The sequence below is a fragment of the Afipia sp. Root123D2 genome (genome assembly GCF_001425835.1).
Lineage (GTDB): Bacteria > Pseudomonadota > Alphaproteobacteria > Rhizobiales > Xanthobacteraceae > Afipia.
In genome coordinates, this window is sequence record NZ_LMDP01000001.1 from 384947 (window position 1) to 405401 (window position 20455).

The window sequence follows — 20455 nt, forward strand, 5'->3', positions numbered from 1 at the left end:
GGCGGCATGCGGTTCCTGTTCAAGACCGACTATGAAGACGATATCCGCCTGTTTCCTCATCGCGGCTATGTGGTGTCTTACGGGATTCTGCTTGCGTTTCTCGTCGCAGCGCCATTCGTTCTCAGCAGCTATCTCGTCAGCCAACTGGTATTTGTTTGCATCTACGCGATCGTCGGCGTCGGGTTGATGATCCTCACCGGCTTCACCGGGCAGGCATCGCTGGGCCATGCGGCATTTCTCGCCATCGGCGCCTATACCACGGCTTACCTTCACAGGCTCGGGGTTCCGTTTCCGGTCTATTTCATCGCTGCCGGTTTGCTCGCGGGCGTTGTCGGGGCCGTGGTCGGTTTCCCCGCATTGCGCCTTCAGGGCATCTATCTCGTCATTGCAACGATCTCGTTCGCCCTCATTGTCGAGGAAATCATGGCGCGATGGGAAAGCGTGACGAACGGCAACGAGGGGATGCGTGTGCGGCCGATCCAGATTCTGGACACCACGGTGCCGCGCGACAGCCCGACCTTCTATTTCCTCTGTCTCGGATTGCTGATCGTGGTGATCGTCGCCGCGCTGAATCTGATGCGCTCTCCGACCGGCCGGGCATTCATCGCCATTCGTGATAGCGAAACCGCCGCGCGGAGCATGGGCGTCAACGTCTCGCTGTACAAGGTCAAGTCATTCGCGGTCAGCGCCGCTATCACCGGCCTCGCGGGCTGCCTCTACGCCCACAAGCTGTCCTTCATCAGCCCGGAGATGTTCACGCTGCAACTGTCGATCGAGTTCATCATGGTGATCATCATCGGCGGAGTTCTCAGCCTGCATGGTGCCGTTCTTGGAGCGATCTTCATCGTGATGGTCGATCCGTTCCTGACGTTCCTGAAGGACGACATTCCCGGCATGGTGGCGGGGCTTGCGGCAGCCCTGGGAGCCGGTGCCGAGCATGTCGGCCATATTCAGGACAGCGTCGCGGCCTTCGCTTCCGCCAATGGCCTGAAGGGCGCGATCTACGGCCTGATCATCATGCTGTTCATTCTGTTCGAGCCATACGGGCTGTACGGCCGATGGCTCAAGATCAAGCTGTTTTTCCAGCTATTCCCGCTTTACAAGCGCGCCACCTTTAAGCGCCAGAAGATCTACGTGAAATCGGAGCGGAACAGATGAGCTGTTTCCGGGCCGAGAACCTGTCCCTCCACTTCGGCGGTCTCAAGGCCGTCGATGCCGTCAGTTTTGCGGTCGAGAAGGGCGAGATCCTGTCGATCATCGGCCCTAACGGCGCCGGCAAGAGCTCGATCTTCAACCTGATTTCCCGCCTGTACGATCCGACCTCGGGGACGCTTTACTTCGAGGATCAGGACATTACCCGGGAGCCCGCGCACGATATCGCCAAGCTTGGGATCGCGCGCACCTTCCAGAATATCGAACTGTTCGAGAATGCTACCGTCCTGAACAATCTTCTGGTCGGCCGGCATCGGCACTGCACGACCCAACTCTGGCAGGAGCTTCTGTTCCTCCCCAACGTCCGGCGTGACGAAAAGGCTCACCGCCGGCGGGTCGAGCAGGTGATAGAGTTCCTTGATCTGGAGGCGCATCGAGACAAGCTGATCTCGGGCCTTCCATACGGAGTGCGCAAGGTGATCGAACTTGCCCGCGCGCTATGCACCGAGCCGAAGCTCATCCTGCTCGATGAGCCGTCCTCGGGGCTGAACGCGGAGGAGACGGACGACATGTCGTTCTGGATCCGCGACATGAAAAGCGAGCTTGGCATAACCGTGCTGATGGTCGAGCACGATATGACCCTCGTGAACCGCGTTTCCGACCGGGTGATCGCACTGAACTACGGCAAGGTGCTGGCGATGGGCGCGCCCGCCGAGGTTCAGGCCCATCCCGGCGTCGTTGCTGCTTATCTGGGTGCGTGAGGCAGATGTCATGAGCACAGCGGATACCATCCTGAAGCTCAGCAACATCGAAAGCTACTATGGGCCGATCATGGCGATCCGAGGCATCAGCCTCGAAGTGCCGCGCGGGCAGATCGTGACGCTGCTCGGTGCCAACGGTGCCGGGAAGACCACAGTCCTCAAAACAATTTCCGGCATTCTCGATCCGCAAAAGGGGGCGATCGAGTTCGAGGGCAAGCCGATCCAGCGAATGGAGGCCGATCGAATCGTTCGTCTCGGCCTGAGCCACGTGCCAGAGGGGCGGGAGGTTTTTCCATTCCTCAGCGTGCGCGAGAACCTGATGATGGGGGCTTATCCGCGCCGCGACCGCGACGCCATCGCGGCGGATCTCGAACGTGTCTATGGCTACTTTCCGCGGCTGCGCGAGCGGATCAACCAGCCGGCGGGGCAGCTTTCGGGCGGCGAACAGCAGATGCTGGCGATCGGCCGCGCGCTGATGAACCGCCCGACGCTGCTGCTGCTCGACGAGCCGTCGCTTGGCCTGTCACCAATTCTGGTCAAGGAAATCTTCGCGATCATCCGGCGTGTGAACGAAGAGCAGGGAATGTCGATCCTGCTGGTCGAGCAAAACGCGAAAGTGGCGCTTGAGACAGCGCATTATGGCTACGTTCTCGAAGTCGGGCGGATCGTGATGAACGATACCTGCGAACGGCTGATGAAATCGCAGGACATTCAGGAATTCTATCTCGGAGCCAAAGAGCAGGGCGCGCGTGGCGAGCGGCGCTGGAAGAAGAAAAAGACCTGGCGATAAAGGTCTGGCGATAAAGACCTGGAGATAAGGCTGGAATGAAGACGCAGAGCTGAAGTTCGGCCGGATATCGAATCCGGGCGGGTGCGACAAGGAGCGAAGTGCGATGACCAGACCGGCTGTCATTACCGTGGCGGACACAATCGCGAAGAGCTTTCTTCTTGCCGTCGAGGCTCGTGGCGATCGGCCGGCGATCCGCGAGAAGCATCTCGGCGTCTGGACGTCGACGAGCTGGCGCGAATGGCAGCAGATCGCCCGGGAGATCGCTTATGCTCTCCATGCAGTTGGCTTTAAAGCTGGCGATGTCGCCTCGATCGTATCCAATGCCACGCCCGAGTGGGTGTTCGCCGATATGGGCATTCTCTGCGCGGGCGGCGTGTCGTCGGGAATCTACCCGACCGATTCAGCGAGCCAGGTCGAATATCTCGTCAACGATTCCAGCACGCGTGTCATCTTCGTCGAGGATGAAGAACAGCTCGACAAGGTGCTGACCTGTCGTGCGCGGTGCCCGACGCTCGAGCGAATCATCGTCTTCGACATGGAAGGCCTGAGCGGATTCAGCGATCCGATGGTGATGTCACTCGATGAGTTCAGAGCGTTGGGACGCAACGCCATTGCGGGGAACGAGGCGCTTTGGGACGAAATGATCGCGAGCCGCGGTCCGAACGACCTTGCCATCCTGGTTTATACGTCAGGCACCACCGGCCCGCCGAAAGGGGCGATGCACGCCAATCGCGGCGTGACTTATCAGATGCGCTACGTCGATCATCTTCTCGTTCCGTCCGAACACGAGGAACGGCTTGTCTTCCTGCCGTTGTGCCATGTCGCCGAGCGTATCGGGGGATACTACCTCTCGGTAGCGTGTGGCTCGGTGATGAATTTCGCCGAAAGCCCCGAAACCGTGCCGGATAATTTGCGCGAAGTGCAGCCGACTGCATTTCTCGCCGTACCGCGCGTCTGGGAGAAGTTCTATTCGGCGATTACCATCGCGCTGAAGGATGCGACGCCGCTCCAGCGCTGGATGTACGATCGCGCGATCGCGATCGGCTATCGTATGACCGACGCGAGGCTGGAGGGGCGCCCGGCGCCGGCGTCGCTGCGGCTCGCAAACACGGCGGCCTACTGGCTGGTGTTCCGCAACATCCGGCGGATGCTCGGTCTGGACCGGGTGCGCATTGCGTTTACCGGTGCGGCGCCGATCGCCCCCGAACTCATCCGCTGGTATCTCGCCCTCGGGCTCGACCTGCGCGAGGTCTATGGCCAGACCGAGAATTGCGGTGTCGCGACCATGATGCCGAACGACCAGATCAAGCTTGGTTCGGTCGGAAAGGCGGCTCCCTGGGGTGAGGTCAAGATCTGTCCGCGCGGCGAGATCCTGATCAAGGGCGATTTCCTGTTCATGGGCTATCTGAACCAGCCGGAGAAAACCGCCGAAGCGCTCGACGCACATGGCTGGCTTCACACCGGTGACGTCGGTTCGATCGATAACGAAGGTTTCGTCAAAATCACAGACCGGATGAAGGACATCATCATCACCTCGGGCGGAAAGAACGTCACGCCGTCGGAAATCGAGAACCAGCTCAAGTTCTCGCCCTATATCTCGGATGCGGTAGTGATCGGCGACAAGCGCCCGTATCTGACATGCCTGATCATGATCGATCACGAGAATGTCGAGAAGTTCGCTCAGGATTACGATATTCCGTTTACGAATTACGCCAGCCTGTGCCGCGCGCCGGAAATTCAGGATCTGATCCGGCGTGAGGTCGAGGTCGTGAATCAGAACTTCGCGCGTGTCGAGACAATCAAGAAATTCCATCTGATCGAACGTCAGCTCACCCCCGAAGACGAGGAGTTGACGGCGACGATGAAGCTCAAGCGCGGCTTCGTGAACAAGCAGTATGCAACGGAGATCGATGCGATGTATCGCGCAGCGGCGTTGGCGTGATCCTTCGGGATCGCGCCGCGCGGACGAAATCAGGCGGTCGGACAAGGCCGCTCACCGGCGAAGGGATGGAGGCCCCGCCTTCGCTCGATATGGGCCACGGAGAGGAGACTGACATGTCGACATCGTTCAAGGCGCTCGGCCTTGCGGTAAGCGCCATTGCGCTGACCCATCTGCCGGCCTTCGCGCAAACCAAGGTCACCAATGAGGGAATCTCGCCGACGGAAATCGTCGTCGGCTCGCACCAGGATCTGTCCGGCCCGATCAAGGGCTGGGGTGTTCCAGTGGCTAACGGAATGAAGATGGCGACCGAGGAGATCAACGCCGCCGGTGGCATCAACGGCCGCAAGATCAAGCTGATCGTCGAGGACAGCGGTTATGATCCGAAGCGCGCGGTTCTTGCATCGCAAAAGCTGATCGAGAAGGACAAGATCTTCGCCATGGTCGGCCCGATGGGCTCGCCTACGGTGCTCGCCGCGCAGGATATTTTGTTCGATGCCGGCGTGTTGCAGCTGTTCCCGCTGACCGCGGCCGAGTTCACCTTCAAGTTCGACCCGGCGAAGGCGCAGGAGAGGCTGAAGTTCAACAACATTCTGCCTTACGTGGAAAGCACGCGGGCCGCGATAAAATATATGATCGAGGCAAAGAAGGTCGCCAAGCCCTGCATCATGCATCAGGACGACGAGTACGGTAAGAGCGTGCTCGACGGCTTCAAGCAGGAAGTCGCTGCCATGAAGCTGACGCCGGCTTCAATCACCAGCTACAAGCGAGGTGTATCCGATTTCAGCGCCCAGATCGCCAAGATGAAGTCGGATGGCTGCGATCTCGTCGTTCTCGGCACCATTATCCGTGAAACGATCGGTGCGATGGCTGAAGCCAAGAAGCTCGGCTGGGACGTGACCTTCCTTGGCGCCACGCCGACCAACGTGCTTGAGGTTCCGGCGCTCGGCAAGGAAGCCGTCGAGGGCTTGTACGCCGCGGCGGGATTTGAAATTCCTTACGAAGACACGGCCAAGGGCAAGGTGAAGGATTGGCTGACCACCTACAAGAAGGAGTTTGGAAGCTCGGCGAACACCCAGGCGATCATCGGTTACAACGCGATGATGACTTTTGCTCACTATGCGAAGAAAGCGGGCAAGGATCTAACGGGCGCCAAGATGCTGGAGGCGCTCGAATCCGGCGATGTGTTCCAGGACATCTTCAGTTCGCCGCCGACCAAGTTCTCCAAGACCAACCATCTGGCCAGCACAGTGACGCAGGTTCAGCAGGTCAAGGATGGCCGCTGGGTTCTGGTGAAGGACAATTTGACCTTCTGACAGATCGTCGGGCATTCTGATTGACACATTTGTCCTGTGTGCGTGAGGTTCATCCTCGCGCACACAGTTCGTTTTGAAGGTGTCAGTCGCGTGTCTTTTGATGCAATAACCGCCGTGGCGCTGAACAAGGCCGGTGCGGCCGGCTGGTTCCCTGGGGCGACCGGGGTCGATCGGATTCAGCAACTCTCCGGCGGCGCCAGCCAGGAAACCTGGTCGTTCGACGTCGTGCATCCGTCCGGCGACATCGGCGCCATTCTTCGCCGCGCGCCTGCGGGCTATGGCGCTGCTCCAACCCGGGCCGCAGGGCTTGAGATCGAAGCGGCTCTCATGCAGCGGGCCTATGAGGCGGGCATCCCTTCGCCGCGCGTGCGTCATGTCCTGCGTGAGCAGGATGGCCTCGGTCGTGGTTTCGTCATGGATCGCGTTGCTGGTGAAACCATTCCGCGCAAAATTCTGCGCGATGACATTTTCGCGCAAGTGCGGCCGAAGCTCGCCGGGCAGGTCGGGAAAATTCTCGCCGGAATTCATTCGCTCGATAAATCGGGTCTTCCCGAACTGCGGCTGATGACAACATCATCGGAACTCACCGAGCTTGCGCGCGAATATCACGCGCTCGATTGGCCGCGCCCGGTGTTCGATCTCGCGCTGCGCTGGCTGCACGAGCACGAGCCGTCCGCCACGGATGCGGTCACGCTGGTTCATGGCGACTTCCGTCACGGCAATCTGATCATCGGTCCGGATGGCATTCGCGCCGTGCTCGACTGGAAACTGGCGCATCTCGGCGATCCGATGGAGGACCTCGGCTGGATCTGCGTCAACTCGTGGCGGTTTGGCGAGATCGACAAGCCGGTCGGCGGCTTCGGTCGGCGCGAGGAGATGTTTGCGGCCTATGAAGCGGTGTCCGGGCGTCGCGTCGATGAAGGACGGGTGCTGTTCTGGGAAACTCTCGGCACGCTGCGCTGGGGGCTGATGTGTTGCGGGATGATGCAGCGATTTCGTGCAGGGCCGGACCATTCGATGGAGCGCGCGATGATCGGCCGCCGCGCCTCCGAGACCGAGATCGATCTGTTGCGGCTTTTAGCCCCGCGTGGCGTTTGAGGGCGCGAAAGGAGACGATATGCAGGATCAACCCACACCGGCAGAACTGATCGGCGCGGTAGCGGATTTTCTCCGCTCTGACATTGCGCCGCAATTGTCGGGACACGCCGCGTTCAAGCTGCGGGTCGGGCTCAATGCGCTCGATCTCGTGGTGCGTCAGCTTGGAACAGAGGCGCAGGGCGATGCCGCGGAAATCGAACGGCTGTCGAACCTGCTCGGTATGTCCGGAACGCTCGGCGATCTCAACCGCACACTGTCGGAGCGGATCGCCAGCGGCGCCGTGGACCTGACCACGCCCGGCCTCAAGGATCATCTGTGGCGGACGACGATGGACAAGCTCGCGATCGATCAGCCCAATTACGCGAGCTATCGGCGCGAGCTTGATCGGGACAGAGCGTAGCGTTTTCGAGCGAAGTGGTTACCGGTTTGCGTGAAGAAAACGCGTCACAACAAAGAGCGAGGTGCGGCTCAGCGGCCTTTCCATTGCGGCGGGCGTTTCTCGGAGAACGCTTTCGGCCCCTCGATGTAGTCCTCGGAGGCAGCCATGGCGGTAACTGCGGGATAGCTTCGCTGTTCCGTCATCGCTTGCTGCAACGACACGGCAAGCCCCTTGGTCACGGCCTGCTTGGAGGCGCGGATCGACATCGGACTGTTCTGCAGAATGGCCTGTGCCCAGCGTTCCGCTGCTGCCAGCGCTTCGCCCTGCGGGACAACCTCATTGACGAAGCCGAGTTCGTGGCCTTCGCGCGCTTTGACGTGGCGTCCGGTCAGGATCATGCCCATCGCCCGCTTGGTCCCGATCAGGCGCGGCAGGCGTTGCAGGCCGCCCGCCAGCGCCGCGAGGCCGACGCGGGGCTCGGGCAGGGCGAAAACGGCGTTCTCGGCTGCGATAATGAGATCGCAAGCCAGCGCGACTTCAAACCCGCCGCCCATCGCGACGCCATTGACCGCGGCGATGATAGGCTTGTCGCAATCGAAGCGTTCGGTCAGTCCGGCAAAGCCGCTGGCGTCCCAGCCGCGCTTGCCGCCCGCCGCCTGCCACTTCAGATCGTTGCCGGCGCAGAACGCCCGGTCGCCGGCGCCGGTGACGATGGCGATCCATTGATCGGGATCGGCGGCGAATTCGTCGAATACACGGTGCAATTCAAAATGCGCCGGGGAGTGCATCGCGTTCATCACGTCGGGACGATTGAGCGTCACGATGGTGACCGGACCCTTGCGCTCGACCTTGGCGAATTCGTAAGCCATTTTTGTTCCTTTGCGTTTCTTGTTTGTTTGAAACGGTGCATTGCAGCGGCGTGCGCCACGCATCCGGCTATTAGCCAGAAAACGCGCGCCTTCGACAATCCCCAATTGCCTGCTTGACGAAGTTCGCACGGCTTACCTTAATTCGCTGGCTGCGTGTCGTGATCATTACCCATCGGGAGTTGAGCATTTGGATTTCTCGCTGCCTGACGACCTGACGGCCTATCTCGCGGAGCTCGATCGCTTCATCGCGGACAAGATCAGGCCGCTGGAAGATCAAGACGACAATGGTCGCTTCTTCGATCATCGCCGCGAATGGGCGCGGACCGATTTCGACAACGACGGCCTGCCGCGCCGCGAATGGGAAGAATTGCTGCGGACGGCGAAGAATGTTGCCGACGAAGCGGGCCACCTGCGTTTTGCCATTCCGTCGCGCTATGGCGGGAGAGATGGTTCGAATCTTTGGATGGCTGTAATCCGCGAGCACTTTGCCAGCAAAGGACTTGGGCTGCATAACGATTTGCAGAACGAACATTCGATCGTTGGAAATTTTCCGATTGTCACCATGCTCGATCGCTATGGGCGGGACGATCAGAAGGCGATGATCGAAGGCTCGATCACGGGTCAATATCGCATCACGTTTGGGCTGACCGAACCCGACCACGGTTCAGACGCCACCCACATGGAAACCCGCGCGGTTCAGGCGACACGCGATGGTGTCAGTGGATGGGTCATCAGCGGCGAGAAGATGTGGACGACGGGGATGCATGCCGCGACCCATTGCGCGACGTTCGCTCGCACCTCGGGCAACGATGGCGACGCCAAAGGCATCACCTGCTTTCTGGTGCCGGCCGATACCAAAGGCGTGAAGGTCGAGGAGTATTTGTGGACCTTCAACATGCCGACCGATCACCCTCGTGTCAGCTTTACGGATGTGTTCGTTCCGGAGACAGCGTTGTTCGGAGACATCGATCGCGGCCTGTCATTGGCGCAGTGTTTCGTCCATGAGAACCGGATCCGCCAGGCAGCAAGTTCGCTTGGCGCGGCCGTTTATTGTATTGAAGAAAGCGTCCGGTATGCGCGCGAGCGCAAACCGTTCGGCCATGCGCTGGCCGAGAATCAGGCGATCCAGTGGCCACTGGTTGAACTCGCGACCCAGGCCGAAATGTTGCGGCTGTTGATCCGCAAGACCGCGTGGGAAATGGATCGCATGACGCAGACTGACGTCGAGCATCGACTATCGGACAAAGTGTCGATGTGCAATTTCTGGGCGAACCGGTTGTCTTGCGAGGCGGCAGATCGCGCCATGCAGGTGCATGGCGGTATTGGTTATTCGCGCCACAAGCCATTCGAACACATCTACCGCCATCACCGGCGCTATCGGATCACCGAAGGCAGCGAGGAGATCCAGAAGCGCAAGGTCGCAGGCTTTCTGTTCGGCTATATGTGGGCCAGCAAGCGATAATGGTAGGCAATTCAGGCGACCGGCGCGGGCCGCTGTCAGTCGCGCCACGTCGATCTGGCGATGCCCTGTTCGGTGCCGGCACGATCCTGCGCGGCGATGGCGCGGCGGTAGCCGTCGCGCTCCTGAAGCCGCTGCCAATAAGCGCTCACGGCAGGCGGAAATTCCGCGTCCAGTTTCAGCGACTGCGCCAGCATCAGGGCGTAACCGACCGAGATGTCAGCGGCAGTGAAGCGGCCGGCGCAGAGCGTATCGGTTTTTGAGACGACGGCATCGATCCCGCGCAGCCGCGCCAGGAACCACCGCGCATAGTCGGATGCGACTTGCGGATTTTTCTTCTCGTCCGGTTCGAGGCGCGAATAGCGCAGCACAAGAGTTTGCGGAAATGTCAGCGTAGCCTCGCCGAAATGCAGCCAGTTCAGGAATGCGCCGTAGGCGGGATCATCGACTGCGACGGAGAGGGGAGACGGTCCATGTCGGGTGACGAGATACTGGCAGATCGCAGCGGATTCCGTCATCCGCGTGTCGCCATCGATCAGGAGTGGAATCGTGCCGAGAGGGTTGAGCTCCAGATACTCTCGCTTGAGAAATCGCGGAGGGAATGGAAGCATCATGAGTTCATACGGCAGGCCGAGTTCTTCCAGAGCCCACAACGGGCGAAACGAACGCGCACTGGCGCAATGATAAAGTGTCAGCATAGCTCTCCCTGCCTTTCGGCTTATAGAAGCCGGATCGGGAAATTTCGCAAGCGCCTTGCCCTGACGGACAGCAGTCGCGCGAGCTTCGCTTCGCTCTATGGGAAATCGGGCTGCATCGGGCTGGCGTCGGAATCGGCCTGATCGGCGGCGCGTTGGAGCTCGTCGAGCGCCGCGCGGAAAGCGAGAGAGGCGGCTTTGAACTCGGGATCGGTCGGTGGCAGTTGACGGGCGGCGTTGAGTCTGTCGGCGGCCTGCTTTGCTGCCGCCAGCGCGGCGTCCCAGCCTGTCTCGGGCCGCTCGGATGTCATGTCATCGTCTCCGCACCTGGTTTGAGGCTGACAGCGGACTCCATCACTTTAGCCGATACGGGCGTCCATGCCCACGGCTGGTTACCGGTCTTTGTTGATCGTGGGTTAAGGAGAACATTCACCTTGTTTCAGCTGCTCGCATGCGTTGAACCAGACGGGGCAGGTATGCTGGCGTAACCCGCCCTTAACGCCTCACAGCCATCGTGGGGCTGAGAGGCTTCCATGCTGTCGTTGACGATCTTTGCCGCTACCGCAGGTTTCGCATTCGGTCTCGCACAGTTTCGCGTGATGATGCTGATTCCTGCCATGGCCGTGCTTGTCGCTGTTGCTGTCGGCTTTGGGCTGACCGCGGGAGCGGGCGCGTGGGGAATGGTCGGCATGGTGGCGCTGATCGCCATCGGTTTACAGCTTGGCTATTTCGCCGGATTGACCAAGAAGCTGTTTCGCCGCGCCGCCCGGCCGCAATCCCGGCCATCGATATTCGGGATGTCCCGTTTCCGCTGATGTTGCGCGGCCGCCGGTCATCTCACGCCGCTGTTGGATCCCCGCACACGCGCCACCATCCGCTCGACATGAGCGATCGGCGTCTGCGGCTGGATGCCATGGCCGAGATTGAAGATCAGCCGCCCTTTGCCGTAGTTGGCGAGAATGTCGTCGACCGCGCGGTCAAGCGCCGCGCCGCCTGCGATCAGCGCGAGCGGATCGAGATTGCCCTGAACCGCGACGCGGTTTTGCACATGATCGCGAATGAATGACGGCTCGGCGGCCCAGTCGATGCTGACGCCGTTGACGCCGGTACGCGCGGCATAGGATGGCAACAACGCGCCGGCACCACGCGGAAAACCGATGATCTTCGCGCCGGGCACTTTGGCGCGCACACCCTCGACGATGCGGCGGGTCGGCTCGATCGACCAGCGTTCAAACTCGGCGGGCGGGAGCACTCCGGCCCAGGTATCGAAAATCTGCAGAACGTCGGCGCCGGCCGCGAGTTGTCCGACGAGATATCCGATGGACGCCTCGACAAGCCTGTCGATCAGTTGGGCAAAGACGTCGGGCTCTCGATAGGCGAACAGCCGCGCCGGCGCCTGATCCGGTGTGCCGTGACCGGCGATCATGTAGGTCGCCACCGTCCACGGCGCACCGCAGAAGCCGATCAGCGCGATCTCGGGTGCGAGTTCGGCGCGCACCCGTCGCAAGGCTTCGTAAACCGGTTCGAGCGTGGTGAAATCGGCCTCGGTTGCGAGCGCTTGAATTTTGGCAGGCGTATCGAGCGGATCGAGTTGCGGTCCTTCGCCGGCCTCGAAACGCACCGCCCGGCCGAGCGCATGCGGGATCACCAGAATGTCCGAGAAGATGATGGCGGCGTCGAAATTGAACCGGCGGATCGGCTGCAGCGTGACTTCGGCGGCATATTCCGGCGTGAAGCAGAGGTTGAGGAAGCTACCGGCCTTGGCGCGCAGGTCACGATACTCCGGCAAGTAACGCCCGGCCTGCCGCATCATCCAGATCGGCGGGATGGGTTGGGCCTCGCCCGACAGGACATCCATGAACGGCTTGCGGGGGGCGGGTTGGGTCAATCTCGATTTCCTTCGGGCGTTGCTTTCGTGGCGTTCTGATACATGGCCAAGCCGTTCTTGGCCACTGTGCTTTGCACCGACGGGAACCCTCCTTTTTGCCCACTAATCGGTGGATTGGCGCAAGATCCGCGGTATGCGGTAAGCTGGCGGACAATTGCCACCGGAGATAGCCGTGCCGAACGAACATGTGGATGTCCTGATCGTCGGCGCCGGCCTGTCAGGGATCGGGGCCGGCTACCACCTCCAGACAAACTGTCCGGGCAAGACCTACGCCATTCTCGAAGGCCGTGATTGCATCGGAGGGACGTGGGATCTGTTTCGCTATCCCGGCGTGCGCTCCGATTCCGACATGTTCACGCTCGGCTATTCCTTTCGGCCATGGCTGGAGGCGAAATCGATCGCCGACGGCCCCTCGATCCTGAACTATGTACGCGACACCGCCCGCGATCACGGTATCGACCGCCATATCCGTTTCAGCCATCGCGTCAAGCGCGCGTCGTGGTCGTCACGCGATGGTGTGTGGACGGTCGAGGCGGAGCATGGGCCTGACAACGTCGTCGCCCGTTTCACCTGCAACTTCCTGTTCCTGTGCAGCGGCTACTACGACTATGACGAAGGCTACACGCCGGAGTTCCCGGGCCGCGACCGTTTCAGCGGCCGTATTGTCCATCCGCAGAAATGGACGCCTGACATAGATTACGCCGGCAAACGTGTGGTGGTGATAGGTTCGGGCGCGACGGCGGTAACGCTGGTGCCAGAGATGGCGAAGGACGCGGCTCATGTGACGATGTTGCAGCGTTCACCGACTTACGTGGTCGCGCGGCCCGCGGAGGATCGCATCGCAAATTCGCTGCGCCGCTATCTGTCGCCCAAACTGGTCTACAGCATCGTGCGCTGGAAGAATGTGCTCTATGGCATGTACTTCTTCCGGCTCTGTCGCCGCGCGCCGGAGCGCGCGAAAGCGCTGATCCTCAACCACGTCAAGGCGATGCTGCCGAACGTCGATGTCGGCAAGCATTTCACGCCGCGCTACAATCCATGGGACCAGCGCCTGTGCCTGGTGCCGAACGGCGATCTGTTCAAGGCGATCAATCAAGGCCGCGCCTCGGTGGTGACCGACCACATCGAGACGTTCACCGAGCGCGGCATCAGGCTGCAGAGCGGCGAGGAACTTGCGGCGGATGTCATTGTTACTGCTACCGGGCTCAACCTGAAAGTGCTGGGTGGCGTTCAATTAAGCGTCGATGGCGAGACGATCGAACCGGCGCGGACCATGAACTACAAGGGCATGATGTACAGCGGTGTGCCCAATCTCGCGTCGTCGTTCGGCTACACCAATGCGTCATGGACGCTGAAATGTGATCTGACCTGCGGATATGTCTGCCGGCTGCTGAATTACATGGATAAGCACGGTTATGCACGGTGCACACCGCGCCAGAACGATCCGTCGGTAACCGAAGTGCCTTGGCTCGATTTCTCGTCCGGCTATGTCCGGCGCTCGCTCGATAAATTTCCGAAGCAGGGCTCAAAAGCGCCGTGGAAACTGCACCAGAACTACGCGCTCGATATCATGAGCCTGAAATACGGATCGTTGGATGACGGCGCGATGGAATATTCGCGGCCCACGACCTGACTGAGCGCTTTCGTCAGAGCCGGTTGGCTTGCGTCATCATTAAAAAATTGCGAGGGAAACTTGCCGAACATTTTTGGAGCGGACGGCTCATGACATCGACGACACAGGTGGCCGGTAACAGAGCAGCTTTGGCGACCGGGCATATGGATATGGATATCGAGACGGATAGCGTGAGTGCCGAAGCCGAGGCGATGCTCCGTGCCGATATCCGTCTGCTTGGGCGCATTCTCGGCGATACCGTACGCAATCAGGAAGGCGAGGCGGTGTTCGACCTGGTCGAGCGCATCCGCCAGACCTCTATTCGTTTTCATCGTGACGATGACAAGCCTGCGCGGCAGGAGCTCGAGGCCATCCTCGATGGTATGTCGACCGGCGAGACTGTGCGAATCGTCCGCGCTTACAGCTACTTCTCCCACCTCGCCAATATTGCCGAAGACCAGAACCACATCCGCCAGACTCGCAGCCAAAACCTTGCCGGGCCGTCGCGGCAGGCAGGCACCCTGGCCGGAGCGGTTGCACGGGCGCGCGAGGCAGGCATCGGCGCGGAGGAACTGCGCGGTTTTTTTGACGGCGCCCTTGTCAGTCCGGTGCTGACCGCGCACCCGACGGAAGTCCGACGCAAGAGCACCATCGATCGCGAGATGGAGATTGCGACCTTGCTGGATCGCTGCCAGCGCACGCAACTGACCGCCGACGAGAGGGACGCGGCCGACGAACAATTGCGCCGTGCGGTGCTGACGTTGTGGCAGACCAATCTGCTCCGCCGAACCAAGCTGACGGTGCTGGATGAGGTTGCCAACGGCCTGTCGTTCTACGACTACACATTCTTTACCCAGCTGCCGCGGCTGCTGTGCGCGCTGGAGGATCGGTTGCAGCCGGAGGGCGCGGCGGATCAGACTCATACATCGCGAGAGCTCGCACCATTCCTGCGCATGGGGAGCTGGATCGGTGGTGACCGCGATGGTAATCCGTTCGTGACGGCGGATGTCTTGCGCGAAACGCTGCATATGCAATGCGCGCAGGTGTTGAAATTCTACCTCGGAGAACTGCACGATCTGGGTGGGGAACTGTCGCTGGCTTCGCAACTCGTCGATGTGTCGCCGGAATTGCAGGCGCTGGCCGAGCGCTCGCCGGATACATCGGCGCACCGCAGCGGCGAGCCCTATCGCCGTGCAGTGTCCGGAATCTACGCGCGGCTCGCGGCAACCGCCCATCTGCTGGGTGTGGAGACGCGCCGGCCGCCGGTCGGCGAGGCGGCGGCTTATGCAAACGTGGCCGAATTCAAGGCCGATCTAGACATCATCAATCGCTCGCTCATTGCTAACCGATCTGGCGTGATCGCCCGCGGACGTCTGCGGCTACTGCGTCGCGCGGTCGACTGTTTCGGCTTCCATCTGGCGAGCCTCGACATGCGGCAGAATTCGGCGGTTCACGAGCGTACGATTGCCGAACTGTTCGAGACGGTCGCGCCGGGCACAAGCTATCGCGCGCTGTCGGAGCAGGATCGGATCGCGCTACTGGTTGGCGAACTTGCAACGGCTCGTCCGCTGGTGTCCCCCTTTGTCTCCTACAGTGAGGAGACCCGAGACGAACTCGCGGTGCTTCATGCCGCCGCCGGCGCGCACGCGACGTTCGGTGAGTCCGTGATTCCGCAAAGCATTGTCTCGATGACAGAAGGCGTGTCCGACCTGCTCGAGATCGCGGTGCTGCTCAAGGAGGTGGGCCTGATCGATCCGAGGGGAGCAAGCAGCCTCAATGTCGTGCCACTGTTCGAGACGATCGACGATCTGCGCCAGTGCGCAGAGGTCATGGACCGCCTCCTGTCGTTGCCGGCCTATCGCGCGCTGGTCGATAGCCGCGGTGGCGTACAGGAGGTGATGCTCGGCTATTCGGACAGCAACAAGGATGGTGGCTTCGTTACCTCGGGCTGGGAGCTCTACAAGGCAGAGATCGGGCTGATCGATGTGTTCGCACGTCACGGCGTGCGGCTGCGCCTGTTCCACGGCCGCGGCGGCTCGGTGGGGCGCGGCGGCGGCCCGAGTTACGACGCCATTCTCGCGCAGCCGGGCGGGGCGGTGAACGGTCAAATCCGCATCACCGAACAGGGTGAGATCATCTCCAGCAAGTATTCCAATCCGGAAGTCGGCCGGCACAATCTGGAAATCCTCACTGCGGCGACAATGGAAGCAAGCCTGCTGCAGCCGCCACATTCTGTGCCGCGCGCCGAACATTTCGCTGTGATGGAAACGCTGTCGTCGCTGGCCTATACCGCTTATCGTGGTCTGGTGTACGAGACCGAAGGCTTCGAGGAATATTTCTGGGCCTCGACCGTCATCAATGAAATCTCGACGTTGAACATCGGCAGTCGCCCGGCGTCACGGACCAAAACACGCCGAATTGAGGATTTGCGTGCGATTCCCTGGGTGTTCAGCTGGGCGCAGTGCCGTCTGATGCTGCCTGGCTGGTATGGCTTCGGCAGCGCTGTCGAAGCTTTCGTCAAACAGCATCCCGAGAAAGGCATCGCGTTCCTGCGAGGGCTGTATCAGGAGTGGCCTTTCTTCCGCACACTGTTGTCGAACATGGACATGGTCTTGTCGAAGAGCAGCATCGCCATCGCGTCGCGCTACGCGGAACTCGTTCCCGACCAAAAGCTGCGTGATTCGATTTTCCAGCGTATCCGTACTGAATGGCAGACCTCGATCCGCGCGCTGCTGGAGATCATGGATCAGGACCGGCTGGTGGCCGGCAACCCGCTGCTGGAGCGTTCGATCCGCAACCGCTTTCCGTATCTCGATCCGCTGAACCATGTGCAGCTCGAGTTGCTCAGGGCATATCGCGCGCAGGACCCGGACCCACAGGTCCTGCGCGGCATTCAGCTTACGATCAACGGCATTTCGGCCGGATTGCGCAACAGCGGCTGAGGCCTGCTGTGCCGATCGACCTCAGGCGTTCGGTTCTTCAGCGTTGGGGTAGAACAGCTGGTCGCCATTGATCTTGTAGCCGGCGATGGCCTTCTGGCCTTCCGGCGACACCAGCCAGTCGATGAACTGCTGGCCGAGATCGGCCTTCACGGTCGCATGCTTCTGCGGGTTGACCAGCATCACGCCGTACTGGTTGAACAGCCGCTTGTCGCCCTCGACGAGAATCGCGAGATCACCGCGGTTCTTGAAGTGAAGCCAGGTGCCGCGGTCGGACAGCACATAGGAGTTGGCTGCCGATGCCATGTTGAGCGCGGCGCCCATGCCCTGACCGATCTCCTTGTACCAGGGGCCCTTGTCCTTCGCGATATCGATGTCGGCGGCCTTCCAGAGCTTCTGCTCTGCGATGTGGGTGCCGGAACGGTCACCGCGCGAAATAAACGGAGCATCCTTGGCCTTGATGGTTTTCAGGGCGGCGACGATATCCTTGGTGCCTTTGATGCCTGCGGGATCGCTCTTCGGCCCGATCAGGATGAAGTCGTTGTACATCACCGGATAGCGCTTCACGCCGAAGCCTTCGGACAGGAATTTTTCTTCGGCGGATTTGGCGTGTACGAACACCACGTCGGCATCGCCGCGCCGCGCAGTGTCGAGCGCCTGTCCAGTGCCTTGGGCGACGACTTTGACCTCGATCCCGGTCTTGGCCTTGAACAGCGGCAGGAGATAGCCGAACAGGCCGGAATCTTGCGTCGAGGTGGTGGATGCGACAACGATCGACTTGTCCTGCGCGGATGCGACGTTGATACCACCGAGAAGGGTAAGGGCGGTCAATGCGATGAGTGAGCGGCGTAAATTCATGATGATATCCTTTCAGAGAAGAAGCTCGCCAGCGAGGAAACGCTGGGCGGCCTCGGTGGTCGGGTTGGAGAAGAAGGTAGGGCCTGCACTGCTTTCGACGATGCGGCCGCGATTAAGTAGAATGACCTCGCCGGCGAGGCGGCGAGCCTCGCCGAGATCGTGTGTCGACATCACGACCTTGATGTTGCGGGCGGCGACCGCGCGGACAACATCCTCTATCGCCTTGGTGGCGGCGGGATCGAGCGCCGCGGTCGGCTCGTCGAGGAATAGCACTTCCGGATCGCGCCCGAGCGCGCGCGCCAGCGCCAGGCGCTGCTGCTCGCCGCCGGACAATTGCCGCGCTGAACGGTCGGCGAATTCGGACAGGCCCACCAGTTCGAGCAATTCGGCAATCCGCGCTTTCCAGCGCGAGCGGGGAATGTCGGCGCTGGCGAGTGCATATTCGATATTGGCCGCGGCGCTGCGTCGTAACATCGACGGGCGCTGAAACACGATGGCACGGCGAACCGGAGCGACATGCTCGCGTTCGCCCCACGTGACGCGTCCCTCGCTCGGCGCGATCAATCCCATCGCCAGCCGCAGCAGCGTGGTTTTGCCGGACCCGTTGGGGCCGATCAGCAGTGTCGGCGCGCCGGGATTGAGGGTCATGTCGACGGCGTCGAGGATCGCGCGACCGCCGGCGCGCACGGTGACGCGTTCGAATCTGATCGGCAGGTCGGACGGTGGTGCGCGCATGATCACCCGCCCGCGTATCGTTCGCCGGCGCGCCGCGCGCCCCAGGCCAGCGCATTGATCGCCATGACGATGACGATCAGCACGATGCCGAGGCCGACAGCCAGGGGCAGGTCGCCTTTGGAGGTCTCGAGCGCAATGGTCGTGGTCATGGTGCGAGTGAAGCCATCGATGTTGCCGCCGACGATGATGATGGCGCCGACCTCCGCTGCCGCTCGTCCGAAGCCGGCGAGCAGAGCGGTGACGAGGCTGAAGCGCGCATCCCAGATCAGGGTGGCGACACGCCCGACCGGGCCGATATTCATCGCGGTCAACTCGTCGCGATACTCGACCCAATAGTCCTCAATGGTCTGTCGCGCCAGAGCGGCGATGATCGGCGTCACCAGGATGGTTTGCGCGACGATCATGGCTTTGGGAGTGAACAGCAGTCCGAGCGACCCGAACAGGCCGGAACGCGACAGCAGCAGGTAGACCGCGAGCCCGACCACGACCGGCGGCAGACCCATTAATGCGTTGAGAACGACGATCACCGCCTGGCGCCCCGGAAACGAATTCAAGGCAATCGCGGCCCCGGCCGGCACGCCGATCAATGCAGCGCAGCACACCGCCGACAGGCTGACGAACAGCGATAGCCGAACCACCTCAAGCAGACCCGCGTCGAGGGTCAATATGAGGTGCAGTGCCGATTCTCCATTGGACATGGTCGCAATCCATTTGCAGCGTTTGCGGTAGTTTGCCTCATAGCGTCGCCGCCGGGAAACTGAAAGTCGCGTCGCTGCCGTAGATGGGCGCAAGAGCCGCATCCTTGCAAAGTCGCAGCCGATTGGGCCACCTTGCGGCATGACTCACGCGCAACATCCTGGATCGCTGACACCTCTCGAAAAGGCTTTGGCCCTGCTGCTCGACGGCCTCGCACCGGTTGCTCCTCGCCCGATTCCTCTCGCGACGGCGCAAGGCGGTGTCGTGGCGGAGAATGTCGCATTGCGGCATAGGCTACCGCTATATGACATGGCCGTGGTCGATGGCTGGGCGCTTTCGGCTTACGATCTTGTCGGAGCGTCGTCCTATGCGCCTGTGATGCTGGCTGTGTCGCCCGCCTGGGTAGATGCCGGGGATCGCATGCCGGAGGGCTGCGATTGCGTGCTCGACACGGCGCAGGTCGAAACGGCTGGCGCGATGGTTCATGTACTGGCCGAAGCACTTCCGGGACAGGGCGTCCGCCGCGCCGGTGGCGATCTTAAGGAAGGGCAATCCGTTCTGCAGGCCGGTGAGCCATTGCGCGCCATCGACATGATGGTGGCGCGGACCGCGGGCCTCGATACGGTCCCGGTGCGCCGTCCGCGAATGACGATTGTCACCGTGCCATCGGCGACGGGCGATGCTGTGACGGCGCACATGATTGCGGAAGAAGCGCGCCATGGCGGCGCGGATATCACGGTCATCCCGGCGCCGGGACGCGACGCCGCGTCGATCGCGGCGGTGCTGAAGGATGTGACATGTGATCTGTTGCTGACGGTGGGCGGCACTGGCGCAGGGCGCAGTGATGCCGCTATTTCGGCGCTGACGGAGCAAGGCGCGCAACTCGCTCACAGTCTCGCCGTGCAACCGGGGCGAACGGCGGCCGTCGGGCAGCTCAATGGCTCGCCGGTGATCGCCTTGCCCGGCGCGCCAGATCAGGCGCTGGCGGTGTGGTGGACGCTGGGACGCCCGGCGTTGGATCACCTTGCGGGCCGCAGCGCGCGCCGGACGCTCACATTGCCGCTGGCGCGAAAAATTTCATCCGGCCCCGGCGTCGCCGATGTCGTTCTGCTCCAACAGGCGGACGATCACTGGATGCCGCTGGCGATCGGCGACCTGTCGCTTCAACACCTTGCGCAGGCCGACGCCTGGCTCGCGGTGCCGGGCGACAGCGAAGGCCATGCCGCGGGAACGCCCTGCGCCGCATATCTTCTGCGCGATTGCTGATAG

At 61.6% G+C, this 20455-nt stretch carries 19 protein-coding genes; 12 read left to right on the plus strand and 7 right to left on the minus strand.

The window, feature by feature from the left end; translation table 11 throughout:
• Positions 1 to 6 precede the first annotated feature (6 nt).
• The 7 genes from ASC80_RS01820 to ASC80_RS01850 all read left to right on the plus strand — a co-directional run bounded on the left by ASC80_RS01820 (position 7) and on the right by ASC80_RS01850 (position 7456).
• Complete coding sequence (locus ASC80_RS01820) at positions 7 to 1158, plus strand: branched-chain amino acid ABC transporter permease (RefSeq protein ID WP_056292364.1); 1152 nt, start codon at positions 7 to 9, stop codon at positions 1156 to 1158.
• A complete protein-coding gene (locus tag ASC80_RS01825; RefSeq protein WP_056292370.1) occupies positions 1155 to 1913 on the plus strand; it encodes an ABC transporter ATP-binding protein in 759 nt (252 codons plus the stop codon). Before ASC80_RS01820 ends, ASC80_RS01825 begins: the two co-directional genes overlap by 4 nt.
• Before the next feature lie 10 nt (positions 1914 to 1923).
• A complete protein-coding gene (locus ASC80_RS01830; protein ID WP_056295433.1) occupies positions 1924 to 2703 on the plus strand; it encodes an ABC transporter ATP-binding protein in 780 nt (259 codons plus the stop codon).
• Between the two features lie 103 nt (positions 2704 to 2806).
• A complete protein-coding gene (locus ASC80_RS01835; RefSeq protein ID WP_056292374.1) occupies positions 2807 to 4645 on the plus strand; it encodes an AMP-dependent synthetase/ligase in 1839 nt (612 codons plus the stop codon).
• Between the two features lie 113 nt (positions 4646 to 4758).
• Entirely contained in the window at positions 4759 to 5958 is a 1200-nt protein-coding gene (locus ASC80_RS01840; RefSeq protein WP_056295434.1) for an ABC transporter substrate-binding protein, read from the plus strand.
• Between the two features lie 90 nt (positions 5959 to 6048).
• Positions 6049 to 7056, plus strand: a complete 1008-nt coding sequence (locus ASC80_RS01845; protein WP_244487160.1) for a phosphotransferase family protein — start codon at positions 6049 to 6051, stop codon at positions 7054 to 7056.
• A gap of 19 nt (positions 7057 to 7075) precedes the next feature.
• On the plus strand, positions 7076 to 7456 hold the full coding sequence (locus ASC80_RS01850) for a DUF6285 domain-containing protein (RefSeq protein ID WP_056295438.1): 381 nt from the start codon (positions 7076 to 7078) through the stop codon (positions 7454 to 7456).
• A gap of 68 nt (positions 7457 to 7524) precedes the next feature.
• Here ASC80_RS01850 and ASC80_RS01855 read toward each other — a convergent pair whose 3' ends face one another.
• Positions 7525 to 8304 (minus strand): enoyl-CoA hydratase-related protein, encoded by a 780-nt coding sequence (locus ASC80_RS01855; RefSeq protein WP_056295441.1) that lies wholly within the window; start codon positions 8302 to 8304, stop codon positions 7525 to 7527.
• Between the two features lie 187 nt (positions 8305 to 8491).
• Here ASC80_RS01855 and ASC80_RS01860 point away from each other — a divergent pair, with 187 nt between their 5' ends.
• On the plus strand, positions 8492 to 9766 hold the full coding sequence (locus ASC80_RS01860; RefSeq protein ID WP_056292376.1) for an acyl-CoA dehydrogenase family protein: 1275 nt from the start codon (positions 8492 to 8494) through the stop codon (positions 9764 to 9766).
• A gap of 35 nt (positions 9767 to 9801) precedes the next feature.
• On the opposite strand, the gene ASC80_RS01865 is transcribed toward ASC80_RS01860, so the two are convergent.
• Positions 9802 to 10461 carry a glutathione S-transferase family protein gene (locus tag ASC80_RS01865; RefSeq protein WP_056292379.1) on the minus strand — a complete coding sequence of 220 codons (660 nt, stop codon included), beginning with the start codon at positions 10459 to 10461 and terminating at the stop codon, positions 9802 to 9804.
• A 95-nt stretch (positions 10462 to 10556) separates the two neighbouring features.
• Positions 10557 to 10769, minus strand: coding sequence for a hypothetical protein (locus tag ASC80_RS01870; RefSeq protein WP_056292381.1), 213 nt, complete (start codon positions 10767 to 10769; stop codon positions 10557 to 10559).
• A gap of 222 nt (positions 10770 to 10991) precedes the next feature.
• Between ASC80_RS01870 and ASC80_RS01875 the strand changes: the two genes are divergently transcribed.
• Positions 10992 to 11273 (plus strand): hypothetical protein, encoded by a 282-nt coding sequence (locus tag ASC80_RS01875; protein ID WP_056292383.1) that lies wholly within the window; start codon positions 10992 to 10994, stop codon positions 11271 to 11273.
• Positions 11274 to 11290: 17 nt separating this feature from the next.
• On the opposite strand, the gene hemE is transcribed toward ASC80_RS01875, so the two are convergent.
• Positions 11291 to 12346: a uroporphyrinogen decarboxylase gene (gene hemE, locus ASC80_RS01880; RefSeq protein WP_056292386.1), complete on the minus strand. Its 1056-nt coding sequence runs from the start codon at positions 12344 to 12346 to the stop codon at positions 11291 to 11293.
• Between the two features lie 172 nt (positions 12347 to 12518).
• Here hemE and ASC80_RS01885 point away from each other — a divergent pair, with 172 nt between their 5' ends.
• Entirely contained in the window at positions 12519 to 13979 is a 1461-nt protein-coding gene (locus ASC80_RS01885) for a flavin-containing monooxygenase (protein ID WP_162244565.1), read from the plus strand.
• Between the two features lie 143 nt (positions 13980 to 14122).
• Positions 14123 to 16900 (plus strand): phosphoenolpyruvate carboxylase, encoded by a 2778-nt coding sequence (gene ppc / locus ASC80_RS01890; RefSeq protein WP_056292391.1) that lies wholly within the window; start codon positions 14123 to 14125, stop codon positions 16898 to 16900.
• A gap of 21 nt (positions 16901 to 16921) precedes the next feature.
• Here the strand turns inward: ppc and ASC80_RS01895 are convergent, their stop codons facing one another.
• The 3 genes from ASC80_RS01895 to ASC80_RS01905 are packed head-to-tail and all read right to left on the minus strand — an operon-like array spanning position 16922 to position 19188.
• The gene (locus ASC80_RS01895) at positions 16922 to 17755 is read right to left on the minus strand and encodes an ABC transporter substrate-binding protein (RefSeq protein WP_056292394.1); all 834 of its coding nucleotides are present in this window, start codon (positions 17753 to 17755) and stop codon (positions 16922 to 16924) included.
• 12 nt (positions 17756 to 17767) lie between these two features.
• A complete protein-coding gene (locus ASC80_RS01900; RefSeq protein ID WP_056292397.1) occupies positions 17768 to 18490 on the minus strand; it encodes an ABC transporter ATP-binding protein in 723 nt (240 codons plus the stop codon).
• 2 nt (positions 18491 to 18492) lie between these two features.
• A complete protein-coding gene (locus ASC80_RS01905) occupies positions 18493 to 19188 on the minus strand; it encodes an ABC transporter permease (protein WP_056292400.1) in 696 nt (231 codons plus the stop codon).
• A gap of 139 nt (positions 19189 to 19327) precedes the next feature.
• On the opposite strand from ASC80_RS01905, the gene ASC80_RS01910 reads away from it, so the two are divergent.
• A complete protein-coding gene (locus ASC80_RS01910; RefSeq protein WP_056292402.1) occupies positions 19328 to 20452 on the plus strand; it encodes a molybdopterin-binding protein in 1125 nt (374 codons plus the stop codon).
• Positions 20453 to 20455: the final 3 nt, after the last annotated feature.

Bases quoted from the DNA above. Each gene is read 5' to 3' on its own strand.
- ASC80_RS01820 (WP_056292364.1), top strand. From the start codon at position 7: ATGCGGTTCCTGTTCAAGACCGACTATGAAGACGATATCCGCCTGTTT.
- ASC80_RS01825 (WP_056292370.1), top strand. From the start codon at position 1,155: ATGAGCTGTTTCCGGGCCGAGAACCTGTCCCTCCACTTCGGCGGTCTC.
- ASC80_RS01830 (WP_056295433.1), top strand. From the start codon at position 1,924: ATGAGCACAGCGGATACCATCCTGAAGCTCAGCAACATCGAAAGCTAC.
- ASC80_RS01835 (WP_056292374.1), top strand. From the start codon at position 2,807: ATGACCAGACCGGCTGTCATTACCGTGGCGGACACAATCGCGAAGAGC.
- ASC80_RS01840 (WP_056295434.1), top strand. From the start codon at position 4,759: ATGTCGACATCGTTCAAGGCGCTCGGCCTTGCGGTAAGCGCCATTGCG.
- ASC80_RS01850 (WP_056295438.1), top strand. From the start codon at position 7,076: ATGCAGGATCAACCCACACCGGCAGAACTGATCGGCGCGGTAGCGGAT.
- ASC80_RS01855 (WP_056295441.1), bottom strand. From the start codon at position 8,304: ATGGCTTACGAATTCGCCAAGGTCGAGCGCAAGGGTCCGGTCACCATC.
- ASC80_RS01865 (WP_056292379.1), bottom strand. From the start codon at position 10,461: ATGCTGACACTTTATCATTGCGCCAGTGCGCGTTCGTTTCGCCCGTTG.
- ASC80_RS01870 (WP_056292381.1), bottom strand. From the start codon at position 10,769: ATGACATCCGAGCGGCCCGAGACAGGCTGGGACGCCGCGCTGGCGGCA.
- ASC80_RS01875 (WP_056292383.1), top strand. From the start codon at position 10,992: ATGCTGTCGTTGACGATCTTTGCCGCTACCGCAGGTTTCGCATTCGGT.
- ppc (WP_056292391.1), top strand. From the start codon at position 14,123: ATGGATATGGATATCGAGACGGATAGCGTGAGTGCCGAAGCCGAGGCG.
- ASC80_RS01895 (WP_056292394.1), bottom strand. From the start codon at position 17,755: ATGAATTTACGCCGCTCACTCATCGCATTGACCGCCCTTACCCTTCTC.
- ASC80_RS01900 (WP_056292397.1), bottom strand. From the start codon at position 18,490: ATGCGCGCACCACCGTCCGACCTGCCGATCAGATTCGAACGCGTCACC.
- ASC80_RS01905 (WP_056292400.1), bottom strand. From the start codon at position 19,188: ATGTCCAATGGAGAATCGGCACTGCACCTCATATTGACCCTCGACGCG.
- ASC80_RS01910 (WP_056292402.1), top strand. From the start codon at position 19,328: ATGACTCACGCGCAACATCCTGGATCGCTGACACCTCTCGAAAAGGCT.